The organism is Streptomyces sp. NPDC001796, from assembly GCF_042892355.1.
Taxonomy (GTDB): Bacteria; Actinomycetota; Actinomycetes; order Streptomycetales; family Streptomycetaceae; genus Streptomyces.
Map to the genome: position 1 here is coordinate 283661 of NZ_JBIAUC010000008.1, position 16271 is coordinate 299931.

At 67.5% G+C, this 16271-nt stretch carries 9 protein-coding genes; 7 read left to right on the forward strand and 2 right to left on the reverse strand.

Annotation, left to right across the window (positions count from 1 at the left end):
* Positions 1 to 95: 95 nt before the first annotated feature.
* The gene (locus tag ACFYZE_RS19285; protein WP_388995093.1) at positions 96 to 1667 is read right to left on the reverse strand and encodes a SpoIIE family protein phosphatase; all 1572 of its coding nucleotides are present in this window, start codon (positions 1665 to 1667) and stop codon (positions 96 to 98) included.
* A 702-nt stretch (positions 1668 to 2369) separates the two neighbouring features.
* Positions 2370 to 2867: a Fur family transcriptional regulator gene (locus ACFYZE_RS19290; RefSeq protein ID WP_388995096.1), complete on the reverse strand. Its 498-nt coding sequence runs from the start codon at positions 2865 to 2867 to the stop codon at positions 2370 to 2372.
* Between the two features lie 1013 nt (positions 2868 to 3880).
* On the opposite strand from ACFYZE_RS19290, the gene ACFYZE_RS19295 reads away from it, so the two are divergent.
* The 7 genes from ACFYZE_RS19295 (at position 3881) to ACFYZE_RS19325 (ending at position 16125) form a co-directional block, all read left to right on the forward strand.
* Positions 3881 to 7354 (forward strand): choice-of-anchor D domain-containing protein, encoded by a 3474-nt coding sequence (locus tag ACFYZE_RS19295; RefSeq protein ID WP_388995099.1) that lies wholly within the window; start codon positions 3881 to 3883, stop codon positions 7352 to 7354.
* 66 nt (positions 7355 to 7420) lie between these two features.
* A complete protein-coding gene (locus ACFYZE_RS19300) occupies positions 7421 to 9394 on the forward strand; it encodes a discoidin domain-containing protein (RefSeq protein ID WP_388995102.1) in 1974 nt (657 codons plus the stop codon).
* 668 nt (positions 9395 to 10062) lie between these two features.
* Entirely contained in the window at positions 10063 to 11082 is a 1020-nt protein-coding gene (locus ACFYZE_RS19305) for a LacI family DNA-binding transcriptional regulator (RefSeq protein ID WP_388995105.1), read from the forward strand.
* 200 nt (positions 11083 to 11282) lie between these two features.
* Complete coding sequence (locus ACFYZE_RS19310) at positions 11283 to 12641, forward strand: ABC transporter substrate-binding protein (RefSeq protein WP_388995107.1); 1359 nt, start codon at positions 11283 to 11285, stop codon at positions 12639 to 12641.
* A 51-nt stretch (positions 12642 to 12692) separates the two neighbouring features.
* The gene (locus ACFYZE_RS19315; protein WP_388995109.1) at positions 12693 to 13634 is read left to right on the forward strand and encodes a carbohydrate ABC transporter permease; all 942 of its coding nucleotides are present in this window, start codon (positions 12693 to 12695) and stop codon (positions 13632 to 13634) included.
* Positions 13631 to 14497: a carbohydrate ABC transporter permease gene (locus tag ACFYZE_RS19320; RefSeq protein ID WP_388995111.1), complete on the forward strand. Its 867-nt coding sequence runs from the start codon at positions 13631 to 13633 to the stop codon at positions 14495 to 14497. The genes ACFYZE_RS19315 and ACFYZE_RS19320 overlap by 4 nt, the downstream gene beginning before the upstream one ends.
* 26 nt (positions 14498 to 14523) lie before the next feature.
* Complete coding sequence (locus ACFYZE_RS19325) at positions 14524 to 16125, forward strand: glycoside hydrolase family 13 protein (RefSeq protein WP_388995114.1); 1602 nt, start codon at positions 14524 to 14526, stop codon at positions 16123 to 16125.
* Positions 16126 to 16271: the final 146 nt, after the last annotated feature.

Consider the following 16271-nt stretch of genomic DNA (forward strand, 5'->3'; position numbering starts at 1 on the left):
AGTCGTTTCGGGATGATCACCCGTGCGAGTGATGGGAGTTTGCTCCAGCGGGACGGGATGGGCCTTTCTGCCTGTACAGCCATGTCTTCAGCTCCTCACGTCGAGTGGGACTGTTGGGTCCACACGGTCTTGCCGCGAGCGGTGAGGCGCGTCCCTTGGTGCTGTGTGAGCTCGGAGACGATGGACAGCCCGCGGCCGCCCTCGTCGCTCGGGCGGGCCTTGTGCAGACGGGGAACGGCACCGTTGGTGTCGGAGACTTCGCAGATGAGTGTGTGACCGTCGTTGATCAGGCGCAGTTCTGTCGGCCCGGTCGCGTAGCGGAGGGCATTGGTCACGAGTTCACTGACGATCAAGGCGGTGGTGGAAGCGAGTTCGTCGAGCATCCATGTCGCCAACTGCCGGCGGGTCCAGGCACGGGCAGCGGCGACGGCCGCGGGGTCGGACGGTACGGCCAGACTTGCCACGTTCCTCGCGTCCATGGCCTGTGCACGGGCCACGAGCAGGGCCGGTTCATGGCCCGGGTCCACATCGCGACGGGCGCTCTCGATGATCTTCCGCACGTCGAGGCCGGACCGGTTCACCACCTCATGGAGGTGTTCCGTGGCCGCGTCGCCGTCGGGGTGGGCATCGTCGATGCCACCGCTCTTGAGGAGCAGGACGGTACCTGGGGGTACGTCGACCTCGGCACTCTCGTAAGGATGCCCATCGGTACCCAGAGCCGGGTGGGAGGGCAAGCCCGGCGCGCCGACAACACCGTCGGGGTGGATGATCACCAGCTGCGAACCGCCGGCCCGGGACGAGGTGCAGCGCCCGGTGACGGGGTCGTACACCACCAAGAGGCAACTGGCGCCCGCATATTTCACATCGGACGGGAGCCGGCCCGAGATCAGGTGTTCCCCCAGGCGGATCGCCATGTCGTCGAGGCGCGCGAGTATCTCGTCCGGCGCCAGGTCCTCCATGGCCAGCGTGATGATCATCGCTCTCAACTGGCTCATGCCGACCGCGGCATCGACGCCCCACCCTCGTGCGGCTCCCACCACCAGGGCCGCGCGTGCACCGGACAGTGGGATGATGTCGAACCACTCGCCGCCCGAGCCCTCCTCCGGAAGCTCCCCTTCGGCAGCCTCGATCGCTCCGAAGGACGGAAGCGTCTCAGGAAGCAGCTTTCGCTGCAGGAACCGGGCGTGGACACGTCCTTGGATCCGGTCACGGACCGCGTCCAGACACAGCGCGGCCCGGTCCGCGAACCTGACGGCCGCCTGGAGGTCGTCCACGTCGAAGGGAGCGGACTCCGCCCGCCGATACAGGCCCACCAGGCCGAGAACGGCGTCCCCGACGATCAGGGGGATCACCATGGCGGAGTGGGCCCGTGCCTCCCGGATGCGGTGTGCGCGTGCAGGATCATGCACCAGCCACCGCCCGTCGCGGACCAGGTGGGCGATGAGGCGAGGGCGCAGATCGACGAGGGCCTGCCGGTAGGGGGTCGCACGCGGGATCCGGGACACGTCACCCACGGCGTACGCGGGCCTGACGTCGGTTCCCGGCTTGGACTGGAAGGCGGCACGTCGAAACGGTGTGCCGCTGCGCAGAGGGCGGGGTATGGACACGTCGCCGTGCAGTATCGGCTCCGACACCTCGATGGCGACGAAGTCGGCCAGTTCGGCCACTGCGGCCCGAGCGAGCTTGTCTGCGGTCTGGAAGACGTCTGTGCTGGTGCCGAGGGCGGGACTCTTTGACCTTGGGCGGATGCAGGTAACCACGATGATCGTCCTGTGTTGACTGGACACCGGTTCGCGAGGCGCCGAGCGCGACCCACCTCATGGACGCCGTCGATGCGCCGCTGGTGACATGTGACCGCGCAGTGGTGCTGCTGGGGTCCGTTACTCCTCTACCGCTGAACTCTGCGGTGCTGGGATTCCGGATCTTCTTGAACTCCACTCTAGTTTATGGAATGACTCCAGACAATGGAGACAGTCAAAAATTTTGCCAAGGCGCTGTGATTACCCTCAGGGCGCCCCATGAAGACGACGTGCCGCCATGCAAGGCCGCGCACGAAACCAGCACTGACCGGTGCCGAGAGCGCGCAGTTCCAGACGTACGCCTGTGGCGGAGCGACGTTTGGACGTCGCTCCGCCACAGGGAGTCCGGCATGGGGCGTATGTGTCGCTGCGAGTCCGCGCCAGAAAGCGACGAGGTCCGGCAGTCGTGGGAGCCAGCGAGGGACAGCGGGAACCGCAGCCGGCGCGGCGGGATCCGGTCGACCGTCGACGTTCATGGATTTGCCGCCCGCAAGCGCGGCTTGCAGAGGAGGCCCAGGTGTCGCCGCATCTCGTGGCATGGGACGCCCGGGCCATGTGTCGGCGAGGCGATCAGCGCCGCTGGGCGGCGCAGCGCTCGCAGGTACCCCAGAAGGTGACTGCAGCTTCGTCGACCCGATAGGAAGCGGGCAGACTGACCTCAAGGCAGGGTGCCGCACCGACCACGCATTCCACATCGATGATGTCACCGCAGAGGCGGCACACGAAGTGGTGGTGATTGTCGTTGCGTTCGCGTTCGTACCGTGCCGGAAGGCCTGCGATCTGGGTGCAGCGGATCATGCCCGCTTCCGTCAGCACACGAAGGACGTTGTACGTGGCTTGCAGCGACAGTTGACCCGTCACCTGCTGCGCCCGCGCCCGAATGGCTTCGACCTCGGGATGCCCGGGCAACTCCTCGACAGCGGCGAGTACAGCCATGCGCTGCGCCGTCACCCGAAGCTGCGCGTCGCGCAGACGTGTGGCAGCTCGGGCCATCGGCTCCCGTTCTGCTCGATCCCCGTCCGCTGCCGGGGCATGACGGGCGTCCGGGTGCCCGGCGCCGGTCGGCATCGATCGATTCCTGGTCATCACTGCCTCCAGAGTGCGCAGGCTCGCCGTCGGAGTCGTTTGCACGCTTCATCGCAGAATCTTTTATTTATCCAATCTTAGTTCTGGAGCCACTCAAGTCAATAGAGTCATGCCCAATGCCTGGACGCGGCAGACGGCGGTTGCCGGCGACTGGCACCGGTGACCGGTCGTGCCGACAGGCCGACTGCATCCCCGCGGTGTGACAGCGGCGGGGTGACAGCGGCCGTTTCGGCTCGTTCGGGCCAGTCGCAGTTCTTGGCAACCGCGACGAAATCGGTGTGGCCGGAAGCCGTGAACGTCGTGAGCCAGAACGTCCGCCTTGATGTTCCCAAGGTGGCCTCCGGACGGTCCTCGATGCCCTCGGTGAACGCGGCAAGGATCCGAGCCCCCGGCGATCAGGGCCGGTGGGACCGTCGTCGAGCCTGTCGCGCCGGCGATGTGGACCGCCGCAGGGCTGGCCCAGAACAACATCCAGGGGTCGCCCCTGTTCCATCGCCTCGCTTCCGAAGGGGTGTCGTCGGACGTCGAACGCAGACACCCGCTGTCCGGGCTCACGGGGCTCACGGTTGGTGGCGCGTGGTGTCCGAACCACCCTGGGCGGCCCGGTGCTGAATGCAGCCTCAAGGCGTCACATGAATCTTGCAGGCAACGTTTTTGGTTCTACAAAGTTCTGTCTAGTTATTGCGCATGTATACCAAGGATATTACGGTTCCCCGTGCGTCGTTACCATCTCCCTGCCTCCCCCCGCCCCCTTTCGAGCCGCTTCGTCGACCACAGCCCATGAGGTCCTCGAGGTGTCTTGCTGTGCGCTGGACTGCGTCGATCGCTCGCGTTCTCGCTTGCTCCCCGTCCCTCCCTCTCTGGTGGCGGCAGCGGCAAGGTCCGGCATTTCGTGATGAAAGGAGTGATAAGTGTTCCATTCCATCCGAGATCTGAGGCGAGCCCTCGTCTTAGTGGTCAGCAGCGCGTTGCTGGCCGCCGGCAGCGTCTTCGCTGTGGCCGTCCCATCGGCGTGGGCCGCGACCGCCACTGGTGGCAGCGGCGCGAGCCTGCCGTACGTCGAGGTGCAAGCGGAGAACTCCCCCACCAACGGCACGGTGAACGGCCCGAGCTTCACCCGCGGCGAGTTGGCCTACGAGGCGTCGTACCGCAAGGCCACGACGCTGCAGGGCACCGGCAAGTACGTCACCTTCACCACGCCGGTGGCGACCAACTCGATCAACTTCCGGTACAGCATTCCCGACACCTCGAACGGCTCGGTCTACACCGCTCCGCTGTCGCTGTACATCGACGGCGTCAAGCAGCCCAACTTCACCCTGACCAACGCGTACAGCTGGTACTACGGCAGCTACCCGTTCACCAACACGCCGGGCAGCAACCCGCACCACTACTTCGACGAGGCCCACCGCCTGTTCTCCACCACCTATCCGGCCGGTACGACCTTCAAGCTGCAGGTGGACGCGGAGGACACCGCATCCTCGTACACCATCGACTTCGCCGACTTCGAGCAGGTGGGCGCGGCGCTGACCGCGCCCTCGGGGTCGGTGTCGGTGACATCCAAGGGCGCCGACGCGAGCGGCGTGAACGACTCCACCAGCGCGTTCAACGCTGCCATCAGTGCGGCAGGCGCCGGCGGCACGGTGTGGATACCGCCGGGCACGTACAACATCCCCGGCCACATCAGCGTCAACAACGTGACGATCGCAGGTGCCGGGATGTGGTATTCGACCGTCACCGGTACCGCGCCCGGCTTCTACGGCAACTCCGCGCCCTCGCCGAGCACCAACGTGCATCTGCAGAACTTCGCGATCTTCGGCAACGTCCAGGAACGCAATGACAGCGCCCAGGTCAACGGCATCGGCGGCGCGATGAGCAACTCGACCGTCTCCAGCCTGTGGATCGACCACATGAAGGTCGGTGCCTGGATGGACGGGCCGATGGACGGCCTGACCTTCAGCGGCATGCGCATCCGTGACACCACCGCGGACGGCATCAACTTCCACGGCGGCGTCACCAACTCCAAGGTGACGAACAGCGAGATCCGCAACACCGGTGACGACGGCATCGCCACATGGGCGGACTCCGGCATCGGAGCCGACGCCTTCGACACGATCTCCAACAACACCGTGTCGCTCCAGATCCTCGCCAACGGCATCGCGATCTACGGCGGCCACGACAACACCGTCAGCGGCAACCGTGTCGTGGACAGCGGTCTCACCCAGGGTGGCGGTATCCACGTGGGGCAGCGCTTCTCCTCGACGCCGGTCGGCACCACCACGATCTCCGGCAACACCCTGGTCCGGGACGGCAGCCTCGACCCGAACTGGCAGTTCGGGGTGGGCGCACTGTGGTTCGACGGCAGCCAGGGTGCGATCACCGGCCCGATCAACGTGACCGACGCGCTGATCCAGCAGAGTCCGTACGAGGCTGTGCAGTGGGTCGAGGGCACCATCAGCGGAGTCGACCTCAACAACGTGACCATCGCCGGCACCGGAACCTTCGCCCTGCAGGAGCAGACCGGCGGAGCGGCGAAGTTCACCAATGTCACGGCGACCGGCGTCGGCTTCTCGTCCCCGGTGTACAGCTGCTCGGTCGGCAGCTTCGCGGTGACCGACGGCGGCGGCAACTCAGGCATCAGCGGTACGCCGTACTGCGGCGCATGGCCGACTCCGGTCTTCCCGCCCTACCCGTCCGAAGGCGTGACGGCCACCCCGAGCGCGCTGAACTTCGGTTCGGTCCCCACCGGTTCGACGAGTGCGGCGCAGACCGTGACGATCTCCAACCCGACCGGCTCTGCCGCGTCCGTCTCGTCGATCTCCGTCAGCGGCGACTACACCCAGACCAACACATGCGGCTCGTCGATCGCGGCGAACGGCTCGTGCACCGTCAGTGTGAAGTTCGCCCCGACGGCGACCGGTAGCCGTAGCGGGGCCCTGACCGTCGACGCGGGCGGGATCACCAACACGGTCAGCCTCGCCGGTACGGGCACCGCGCCGGGCCCGGTGCTGAACACCGACCCGGCGAGCCTGTCCTTCGCCAGTACGGTGGTCGGCTCATCGGCCGCCGCGCAGACGGTGACGGTGACGAACTCGGGCACCTCATCGGCGACCGTCTCCGGCGTCGCGGTGACCGGTGACTTCAGCCAGACCAACAACTGCTCCACCCTCGCGGTAGGTGCGTCCTGCACGGTGAGCGTCGGGTTCAAGCCCACAGCGGGCGGAGCGCGCACCGGCAACCTGACCGTGACCAGCAACGCCAACAACAGCCCGACCACCGTCTCGCTGGCCGGCAGCGGCATCGACAGCACCACCAACGTCGCCGCCGGGCGACCCGCGTCGGCGAGTTCGAGCAACGCTCCGTACGTCGCCTCGAACCTCACCGACCCGGACGCCTCGACGTACTGGGAGAGCGCGAACGGTTCGTTCCCGCAATGGGCCCAGGTCGATCTCGGCCAGAACTACAGCGTCGGCAAGATCGTGCTCAAGCTCCCGCCGGCGACGGCGTGGGGGGCTCGCACGCAGACCCTGTCGGTGCAGGGGTCCACGGACGGCTCGAACTTCTCGACGCTCAAGGCCTCGGCCGGATACACCTTCGACCCGAACTCCAACAACAACACGGCGACCATCACGTTCAACGCCGCCACGGCGAGGTACGTGCGGGTGAACATCACCGCCAACACGGGGTGGAACGCCGGTCAGTTGTCGGACTTCGAGGTGTTCCCCAGCGGCGGCGGCTCCTCGTCGGCGACCCTGTCGGCCAACCCGACGTCGCTGACGTATCCCAGCCAGGCGCTCAACACCGCCAGCAGTGCGCAGACGGTCACGGTGACCAACACCGGCAACGCGGCCGCGACCGTCTCCGGCATCACCACCACGGGCGACTTCTCGCAGACCAACAACTGCGGGACGTCGATCGCGGTGAACGCGTCCTGCACTGTGAACGTCACGTTCATGCCCACCGCGTCCGGCACTCGCACCGGCGACCTCAGCATCGCCAGCAACGCGTCGAACGGTACGACCACGGTCGCGCTGACCGGCACCGGTGCCGGCACGGTGAGTAAGAACCTGGCAGCCGGCAAGGCCACCACCGAGTCCAGCCACACCGACGTGTACGCGTCGTCGAACGTTACGGACGGCAACCAGGGCACCTACTGGGAGAGTGCCAACAACGCCTTTCCCCAGTGGGTACAGGTGGACCTCGGTTCCGCGCAAAGTGCCAGCCGTGTCGTCCTCCAACTCCCCGCAGCCTGGGGTGCCCGTAACCAGACGCTGTCCCTGTCGGGCAGCACCGACGGCTCCGCCTTCACCACCATAAAGTCGTCGGCCACGTACACCTTCGACCCCACCACCAACAACACGGTCACCATCACGTTCGCCGCGACCACCCAGCGATACGTCCGGGTGAACATCACGGGGAACACCGGCTGGCCGGCCGGTCAGATCTCGGAGTTCCAGGTCTGGAACACCTGAGCCGACCCGATGGTGCCGCCGGGCGCGAGCGCGCCCGGCGGCACCGACCACCGAAGAGGAGTCCAGATGGGTGTCACACGCAGAGTCTTCTTAAGGGCCGCGATCGCGGCCACCGCGATGGGAACCGTGGGAGCCACCGAGACCGTACTCGCCGAGACCGCGTCGGCGGCCAGCCCGGCGGGCGACGTGGTCGGCAAGATCAGTGTCGGCTACCAGGGCTGGTTCGCCTGCACCGGTGACGGCGCGCCCATCAACGGCTGGTGGCACTGGAGCCAGAACTGGGGCCAGCCGCCCTCCCCGTCCAACACCGGCATCAAGTGCTGGCCGGACATGCGCGAGTACGCCCACGGCTACCAGACGGCGTACGCGAATCTCGGCAACGGCCAGCCGGCCACGCTGTTCTCCTCGTACGACCAGCAGACCGTGAACACCCACTTCCTGTGGATGCAGCAGAACAGCATCGACACCGCGGCACTGCAACGCTTCAACCCCACCGGCGGCGAGGGCCCCACCCGCGACGCCATGGCGACCAAGGTGCGCAGCGCCGCCGAGTCGTACGGGCGGAAGTTCTACATCATGTACGACGTGACCGGATGGACGAACATGCAGTCCGAGATCAAGACGGACTGGACGAACAAGATGTCCGCGCACACCGCGTCCTCGGCGTACGCGAAGCAGAACGGCAAGCCGGTCGTCTGCATCTGGGGCTTCGGCTTCAACGACAGCAACCATCCCTTCACCACCGACGCCTGCCTTGACGTCATCAACTGGTTCAAGAGCCAGGGTTGTTACGTCATCGGCGGCGTCCCGCGCGAATGGCGGACGGGCACCGGGGGCTCACGGGCCGGCTATCTCGGCGTCTACCACGCCTTCAACATGATCTCGCCGTGGATGGTCGGCGCCATCGGCAATGTGACAGACGCCGACAATGCCTACAACACCTACACTGTCGGCGACCAGGCCGACTGCAACGCCAACGGCATCGACTACCAGCCCTGCGTCCTGCCTGGCGACGTTTCCGCCCGGCAGCGAGCGCACGGCGACTTCATGTGGCGGCAGTTCTACAACATGGTCCGGGCCGGGGTGCAGGGCATCTACATCTCGATGTTCGACGAGTACAACGAGGGCAACCAGATCGCCAAGACCGCCGAGACACAGGCATGGGTGCCCACCAACTCCGGCTTCCTCGCCCTCGACGAAGACGGCACCGCCTGCTCCTCCGACTACTACCTCCGCCTGACCGGCGACGGCGGCCGCATGCTCAAGGGCCAGATAGCGCTGACCGCCACTCGCCCCACCCAGCCGATCGTCCCCACAGGCGGCGACACCACACCGCCCGCCGCGCCGGGTGCCCTGACCATCACCGGGCACACCAGCAACTCCGTCTCGCTGGCCTGGAGCGCCTCGACCGACAACGTCGGCGTAACCGGCTACCGCGTCCTGCAGGTGTCCGGCTCGACCAGCGCACAGATGGGCACCACCAGCGCCACGTCGTTCACTGTGACCGGACTCGGCGCGTCCACGGCGTACACCTTCGACGTCGTCGCCTACGACGCGGCGGGAAACGTGTCGCAGCCCTCCAACCAGGTCACCGTCACCACCGACCCCCCTTCCAGCACCACCAACCTCGCCCTTCACCGCCCCACCTCGGAGAGCAGCCACACCCAGACATACGCCTCGGGCAACACGACCGACGGCGACACCAACACCTACTGGGAGTCCGCCAACTACGCCTTCCCGCAGTGGGTCCAGGTCGATCTGGGCGCCACCACCGGCGTCAAACGGATCGTCCTCCGCCTCCCCCCGGCGACCGCCTGGGCCACCCGTACACAGACCATCTCCGTCCAGGGCAGCACAGACGGCGGCACCTTCGCCCAGCTTCTCGCCTCGGCGGGCTACACCTTCGACCCGGCGACCGGCAACACCGCGACCCTCACGCTCCCCTCCACCGCCACCACCCGCTACGTACGACTCACCTTCACCGCCAACACCGGCTGGCCGGCCGGGCAGGTCTCGGAGTTCCAGGTCTTCGGCGCCTGACGCCTGGCCGTCCCCGCCATCCTGGCCGCTGCCGCCGCGACCTCACCTTCGCGTAGTTGTCCGCCCTCGCCGCATCGAGCAGTACGGGCCCCTGCGCCTGGGCGAGCTTCTTGTTGGCCTGGGTCTGCCGCTCCTCTCTGCTGACGACGGGCTGGGTCGCCCCATGTGCCGCGGACGCCCCGGCCGTCGGCTTCGACGCCGACGCGCCGGTCGCGGACACGAGTGCGAGGCCGGCGATCGCCACGATTGCCAGGGGCAGACGGACCGTGCGGACATGCTGAAGCCGTATTGCCATGAAAGACGTCCCTGAATTGCCCGGACGCTCCCTGCGCCCTGGCCGGTGACCGGGCGGCCGACCGATTTCGCAGGCCGGCCTCCCTTGAGCTGACCCCGGATTCGTGGAGTCCCTGTAAATACCCGGACGAGGGGAAACGCCACAGCGGAGACCGTCGAGTACCACAAGCCGGCGCCGGCGATCGTCACGTTCTTCACCGCGATGTGGCCCGGGATCTTGTACGTGCCCGGCGGGATCCACACGGTGCCACCGGTGCCTGCGGCTCGGGGTGGAGCCTTCTTGCCGCGGCTGTCCCGACGCACTTGCTGCAAAGAATGACGAGTTTTTACGTCATCCCGTAAATGGATTGCAGATCATGCCCTAGGCTTGAGCCATGACACGACGACTTGCCGAGGTGGCCAGGAAGGTCGGGGTCAGTGAGGCGACGGTCAGCCGGGTGCTCAACGGCAAGCCCGGTGTCTCCGAGCAGACCCGCGAGGCCGTGCTGACCGCCCTGGACGTGCTCGGCTACGAGCGTCCGACCCAACTGCGGGGCGAGCGCTCGAGGCTGGTCGGGCTGGTCCTGCCGGAGCTGCAGAACCCCATCTTCCCCGCCTTCGCCGAGGTGGTCAGCAGTGCACTGGCGCAGCAGGGCTTCACGCCGGTGCTGTGCACGCAGACGGCGGGCGGTGTCTCCGAAGCCGAGTATGTGGAACTGCTGCTCCAGCAGCAGGTCTCGGGCGTGATCTTCTTCGGTGGCCTGTACGCCCAGGCCGAGTCCCCGCACGAGCACTACGAGCGGCTGTCCCGCCGCGGCCTGCCGACGGTGCTGATGAACGCCGCCATACCCGACCTGGACTTCCCGCAGGTCAGTTGCGACGACGCGGTCGCGGTGGAGCAGGGCGCCGGGCACTTGCTGTCGCTGGGCCACCGGCGGATCGGCCTGGTGCTCGGACCGCCCGATCACATGCCGTCGCGGCGCAAGCTGGCGGCGGCTCGCACGGTACTGGAGGGAGCCGGACTGGAGCTCGAGGAGGCGGACGTGGCACACGCGCTGTTCTCCCTGGAGGGTGGGCAGGCCGCGGCTGCGCGCCTGCTGCAGCGCGGTGTCACCGGCATCATCTGCGCCTCGGACCCGCTGGCCCTGGGTGCGGTGCGCGCTGCCCGCAGACGCCGGCTCGATGTGCCCGGGGACGTGTCGATCATCGGCTATGACGATTCCTCCTTCATGACCTGCACCGATCCGCCGCTGACCACCATCCGCCAGCCCATCGAGGCGATGGGCCGCGCCGCCGTGGAGCTGCTCGTGGGAGAGCTGGCCGGCGCCAAGGTCACCCACGACGAGCTGCTCTTCGAGCCGGAGCTCGTCGTGCGCGGATCCACCGGTCTGGCACGGAGAGAGCCCAGCATCTGACGGAGCGCCAACTCGCAGCGGCGACAAGGGCCGTGCCCCCACAGGGTGCGGCCCTTGCGTCGTTTGTGGCTCGTCGCATCACGGTTTCACGTTGACTTCTTGCAAAGTACCGTCGAGATATTGCGTCTTCGGCGGGGCCGGTGCTTAAGTGAGGCACGCCACATCCCCACGCACTCCGCCCATGAAGGGGTCTTCTACCCATGCGCAGATCCGCAGCGCTGCTGATCACCGGCGCTCTCACCCTGACGGCTGCCGCCTGTTCCAGCTCCTCCGACGGCGGTGCCAAGCCGTCCAACGGCAAGGTCACCATCTCCATCGACTGCGCCCCGCCGAAGAGCCGCCCGACGCAGCGCAAGCAGTGGGCCGACGACATCGCGGCCTTCGAGAAGCTGCACCCGAACATCACGGTGAAGAGCATCGACACGTTCCCGTGCGAGACCCCTGAACTGTTCACTGCCGCACTCAAGGGCGGCACCGAGCCCAACGTCTTCTACACCTACTTCACGGACAAGCAGCAGGTCCTGGACGCCGGCCAGGCGGCCGACATCACGAAGTACGTCACCTCCGAGAACCTGCCGGTCAAGGACGACATCATGTCCTCGGTGTGGGACACCCAGAAGGCCGACGGGAAGATCTACGGCATTCCGCGCACCAACTACACCATGGGTGTGATCATCAACCGGAACCTCTTCCAGAAGGCCGGGCTGAACCCTGACCAGCCCCCGCAGACCTGGGCCGAGGTCGCGGCCGACGCCAAGAAGATCGCCGCCCTGGGTAAGGGCATCGCGGGCTACGGCGACTACAGCGCGGGAAACAACGGCGGCTGGCACTTCACCGCCGAGATCTACGCCCAGGGCGGCCGGATGGTGAGCGACGACGGCACCAAGGCGGCCTTCAACAACCCCCAGGGCCTGGCCGTGCTACAGAACCTGCACAAGCTGCGCTTCGACGACAACGTCATGGGCAGCACCCAGCTCTACAAGTGGGGCGACCTCCAGAAGCAGATGGCCGCGGGCAAGCTGGGGATGTACATCGCGGCGCCTGACGACATCACCTACATGGTGCAGAGCCTCGGCGCCCACTACGAGGACTTCGGCATGGGCCCGGTCCCCGGCCAGAGCGGACCCGGCTCCGGCACCCTCACCGGCGGCGACGACTACATGTTCAACGTCAAGGACACCCCCGAGCAGATCAAGGCCGGGATCCAGCTGCTCAGCTACCTCTGGCTGACGGAGGGGCAGGGCCAGCAGTACAACTACGCCCGCGCCAAGTCCTCGGGCCAGGCGGTCGGACTGCCCCAGCCGCAGCTGTTCCAGGGTGCCACCGCCGCCAAGGACGCCCAGCTCAAGGCCGCCAACGCCACCATGTCGGTGAAGGCCTTCGAGCCCTTCGTGAAGGCCAACGTCCCAGGCGTCACCGAGCCCGGCAACGCCCAGGCCATCTACAAGATCCTCGACACCACGATGGCGTCCACGCTGACGAACCCCAACGCCGACCTGCAGAAGCTGCTGGACACCGCCGAGCAGCAGGTCAACCAGGTCCTCGCCAACGCCCAGTAATCGCAAGGGCCGCCAGGCCCCGGGACAAGCAGCCTCCCAAGGAGATCGACGATGGCGGTCGCGACCGCATCCTCCGGAACCGACGCGCCGCCCACCAGGGCGGCCGGCCGGGCCGGGGCACTGCGCAGGTCCGTACAGCGCAACCTCACCGCACACGGCTTCCTGATCGGCGCGGTGCTCTGCTTCGCCTGCTTCCAGTGGTATCCCATGGTCCGCGAAGTGATCATGAGCTTCCAGAAGGCGAAGGCGGGCAGGACCACCTGGGTCGGCCTGCACAACCTCGACCAGATCGTGCACGATCCCAGCTTCTGGCCGGCCTGGCGGAACACAGCCCAGTTCACCGGCCTGGCCATGCTGCTCGGCTTCGCGCTGCCGTTCGTCGTGGCCGTGGTGATGAACGAACTGCGCCACGCGCGCGGCTACCTGAGGATCCTGGTGTACCTGCCGGTGATGCTCCCGCCGGTGTCCTCACTGCTGCTGTTCAAGTACCTGTACAACCCTGAGTACGGGCTGTTCAACCGGTCATTGCAGCTGCTGCACCTGCCCACCTCCGGCTGGCTGCAGTCCCCGGACACGGCGATGCTCGCCGTCGTCATCGCCTCCACCTGGATGAACATGGGCAGCGCCACGCTGATCTACCTGGCGGCGCTGCAGAACATACCCGGTGAGCTCTACGAGGCCGCCGAACTGGACGGGGCCGGGCTGCTGCGGCGCGTCTGGCACGTGACGATCCCGCAGACCCGGCTCGTCCTGTCACTGATGCTGATGCTTCAGATCGTCGCCACCATGCAGGTCTTCGTCGAGCCCTTCATCCTCACCAACGGCGGCCAAGGGGTGGAGGGTTCGACCACCACCGTCGTCTACCTGATCTACCAGTACGCCTTCAACTTCTCCAACTACGGCGCAGCCTGCGCCCTCGGGCTGCTCCTGCTGCTGGTGCTCGCCGGGTTCTCGGTGATCTACGTGCGACTCAACCGGAGGCTGGAGTCATGAGCGACACCCGCACCCTGGTCAATCCGGCCCAGCTCAACCGCACGCTCTACCGCGCGACGCTGATCCTGATCGTCGCCGCCTTCACGCTGGCCTTCCTCGGCCCCCTCTATCTGCTGGTGACGGGCGGACTCAAGGGCACCGCCGAGTCCATCCAGACCCCGCCCACCTTCTACCCGCACCACATCGAGGCCTCCAACTACAGCGACGCGTGGACTCGCCTCAGCATCGCCCACCTGCTGCTCAACACGCTCTGGTACGCCTTCGGGGCACTCGCCTTCCAGCTCGTCCTGGACGTCGCCGCGGCCTACTCGCTGTCCAAACTACGGCCCGCCCTGGGCAACGCGATCCTCGGCCTGATGCTGGCCACCCTCATGATCCCGGCCATGGTGCTGGTCGTCCCGCAGTACCTGACCGTGCTGGACCTGCCGCTGATCCACCAGAACCTGCTCAACTCCCCCTGGGCGATCTGGCTCCCGTCGGTGGCCAACGCCTTCAACATCTACCTGCTGAAGCGCTTCTTCGACTCGGTGCCCCAGGAACTGCTCGATTCCGCCGCCATCGACGGCGCCGGACCGCTGCGCACCCTGCTCTCCATCGTGCTGCCCATGTCCCGGCCGATCATCGGCGTGGTGTCCATCTTCGCCCTGGTCAACGTGTGGAAGGACTTCCTCTGGCCGCTGCTGGCCGAGCCCGACCCGACCAGGCAGACGCTCAACGCCGGCATCTACTCGCTCTCCCTGGGCGTGCCGGAGAACGTGCTGATCGCCGCCTCGGCCATCTCCGCCGTGCCGACGGTGATCTTCTTCCTGATTTTCCAACGCAACATCATGTCCGGGCTCACCGCCGGCAGCCTCAAGGGCTGACACCATCTCCCGAGGAGACTTCTACCGTGCACCAACCCCACGAGTGGTGGCGTGGCGCCGCGATCTACCAGATCTACGTGCGCAGCTTCGCCGACACGGACGGCGACGGGGTGGGCGACCTGGCGGGCGTCCGGTCCCGGCTGCCGTATCTCGCCGAACTCGGTGTCGACGCACTCTGGTTCACCCCCTGGTACGCCTCACCGATGGCCGACGGCGGCTACGACGTGGCCGACTACCGGGCCATCCATCCGGCCTTCGGCAGCCTGGGTGAGGCCGAGAAGCTGATCTCCGAGGCACTGGCGTCGGGTATCCGCACCATCGTCGACATCGTCCCCAACCACGTCTCCGACCGGCACCGCTGGTTCCAGGACGCGCTCGCCGCAGGCCCCGGCTCCCCGGAGCGCGATCGGTTCTGGTTCCGCGAGGGCCGGGGCGAGGGGGGCGAACTTCCCCCCAACAACTGGATGTCGCAGTTCGGCGGCAGTGCCTGGACCCGCGTCCCGGACGGCCAGTGGTACCTGCACCGCTTCGCCTCCGCACAGCCCGACCTGAACTGGCAGCACCCCGAGGTGCGCCGGGAGCACGAGGAGGTGCTGCGCTTCTGGTTCGACCGGGGCGCGGCCGGGGTCCGCATCGACTCCGCCGCCGAGGTCATCAAGGACCCCGCGCTTCCCGACCTGGTGGACGGCGCGGACCCGCATCCCTACCTGGACCGCGACGAGATCCACGACGTGTACAGGGACTGGCGCAAGGTCGCCGAGTCCTACACCCCGCCGCGCGCCCTGATCGGCGAGGTCTGGCTGCCCGACCCCGAGCGCTTCGCCCGCTACCTGCGCCCCGACGAACTCCACACAGCCTTCAACTTCGGCTTTCTCACCTGCCCTTGGGACGCCGCGCGGCTGCGCGAGGCGATCACGACCACGCTGGCCGTGCACACGCCCGTCGGAGCGCCCGCCACCTGGGTGCTGGCCAACCACGACGTGACCCGGACCGTCACCCGCTACGGCCGTGCCGACACAGGCTTCGACTTCGCGGCCAAGGCGCACGGCACCCCCACCGACCTCGCACTGGGCACCCGGCGCGCCCGGGCGGCAGCGCTGCTCAGCCTGGCCCTGCCCGGCTCCGTCTACCTCTACCAGGGCGAGGAGCTCGGCCTGCCCGAGGTCGAGGACCTGCCGCACTCGGTCATCGAGGACCCGATGTTCCACCGCACCCAAGGAGCCGACCCCGGCCGGGACGGCTGCCGCGTGCCGCTGCCGTGGAGCGGCGACGCCCCGCCGTTCGGCTTCGGCCCCGAGGGCACTCGGCCCTGGCTGCCCCAGCCTCGGCACTGGTCGGCGATGACGGCGGAGCAGCAGGAGGCGGACCGGAACAGCATGCTGAGCCTGTACCGGACAGCGCTGCGCCTGCGCCGGAGCGAGACCGCCCTCGGCGACGGGCAGATGACCTGGCTTCCCAGCGGCCCCCAGGTCCTCTCCTTCACCCGCGACCCCGGCTTCGGCTGCGTCGTCAACCTGGGCTCGGAGCCGGCACCACTGCCACCGCACCGGCAGGTCCTGCTGAGCAGCGCACCGCTGACGGACGGGCAGCTGCCCACCGATACCGCGGTCTGGCTGCGCCTGCCCTGACCCGGACGCGGCACCGACCGCACCCGGGCCGCGCCGTTCATGAAGGTGAGCGGCGCGGCCCACTCCCACAGCTCCCGCGAGGATCCATCGCCTTCCACCACAGAATCGAGGCGCAGTGAACCGCACCAGCAGACGTGCCGGCGCGC

What these genes read in the sequence shown, in the direction of transcription:
- ACFYZE_RS19315 (WP_388995109.1), top strand. Translation starts at nt 12,693, where the DNA reads ATGGCGGTCGCGACCGCATCCTCCGGAACCGACGCGCCGCCCACCAGG.
- ACFYZE_RS19290 (WP_388995096.1), bottom strand. Translation starts at nt 2,867, where the DNA reads ATGCCGACCGGCGCCGGGCACCCGGACGCCCGTCATGCCCCGGCAGCG.
- ACFYZE_RS19320 (WP_388995111.1), top strand. Translation starts at nt 13,631, where the DNA reads ATGAGCGACACCCGCACCCTGGTCAATCCGGCCCAGCTCAACCGCACG.
- ACFYZE_RS19310 (WP_388995107.1), top strand. Translation starts at nt 11,283, where the DNA reads ATGCGCAGATCCGCAGCGCTGCTGATCACCGGCGCTCTCACCCTGACG.
- ACFYZE_RS19305 (WP_388995105.1), top strand. Translation starts at nt 10,063, where the DNA reads ATGACACGACGACTTGCCGAGGTGGCCAGGAAGGTCGGGGTCAGTGAG.
- ACFYZE_RS19300 (WP_388995102.1), top strand. Translation starts at nt 7,421, where the DNA reads ATGGGTGTCACACGCAGAGTCTTCTTAAGGGCCGCGATCGCGGCCACC.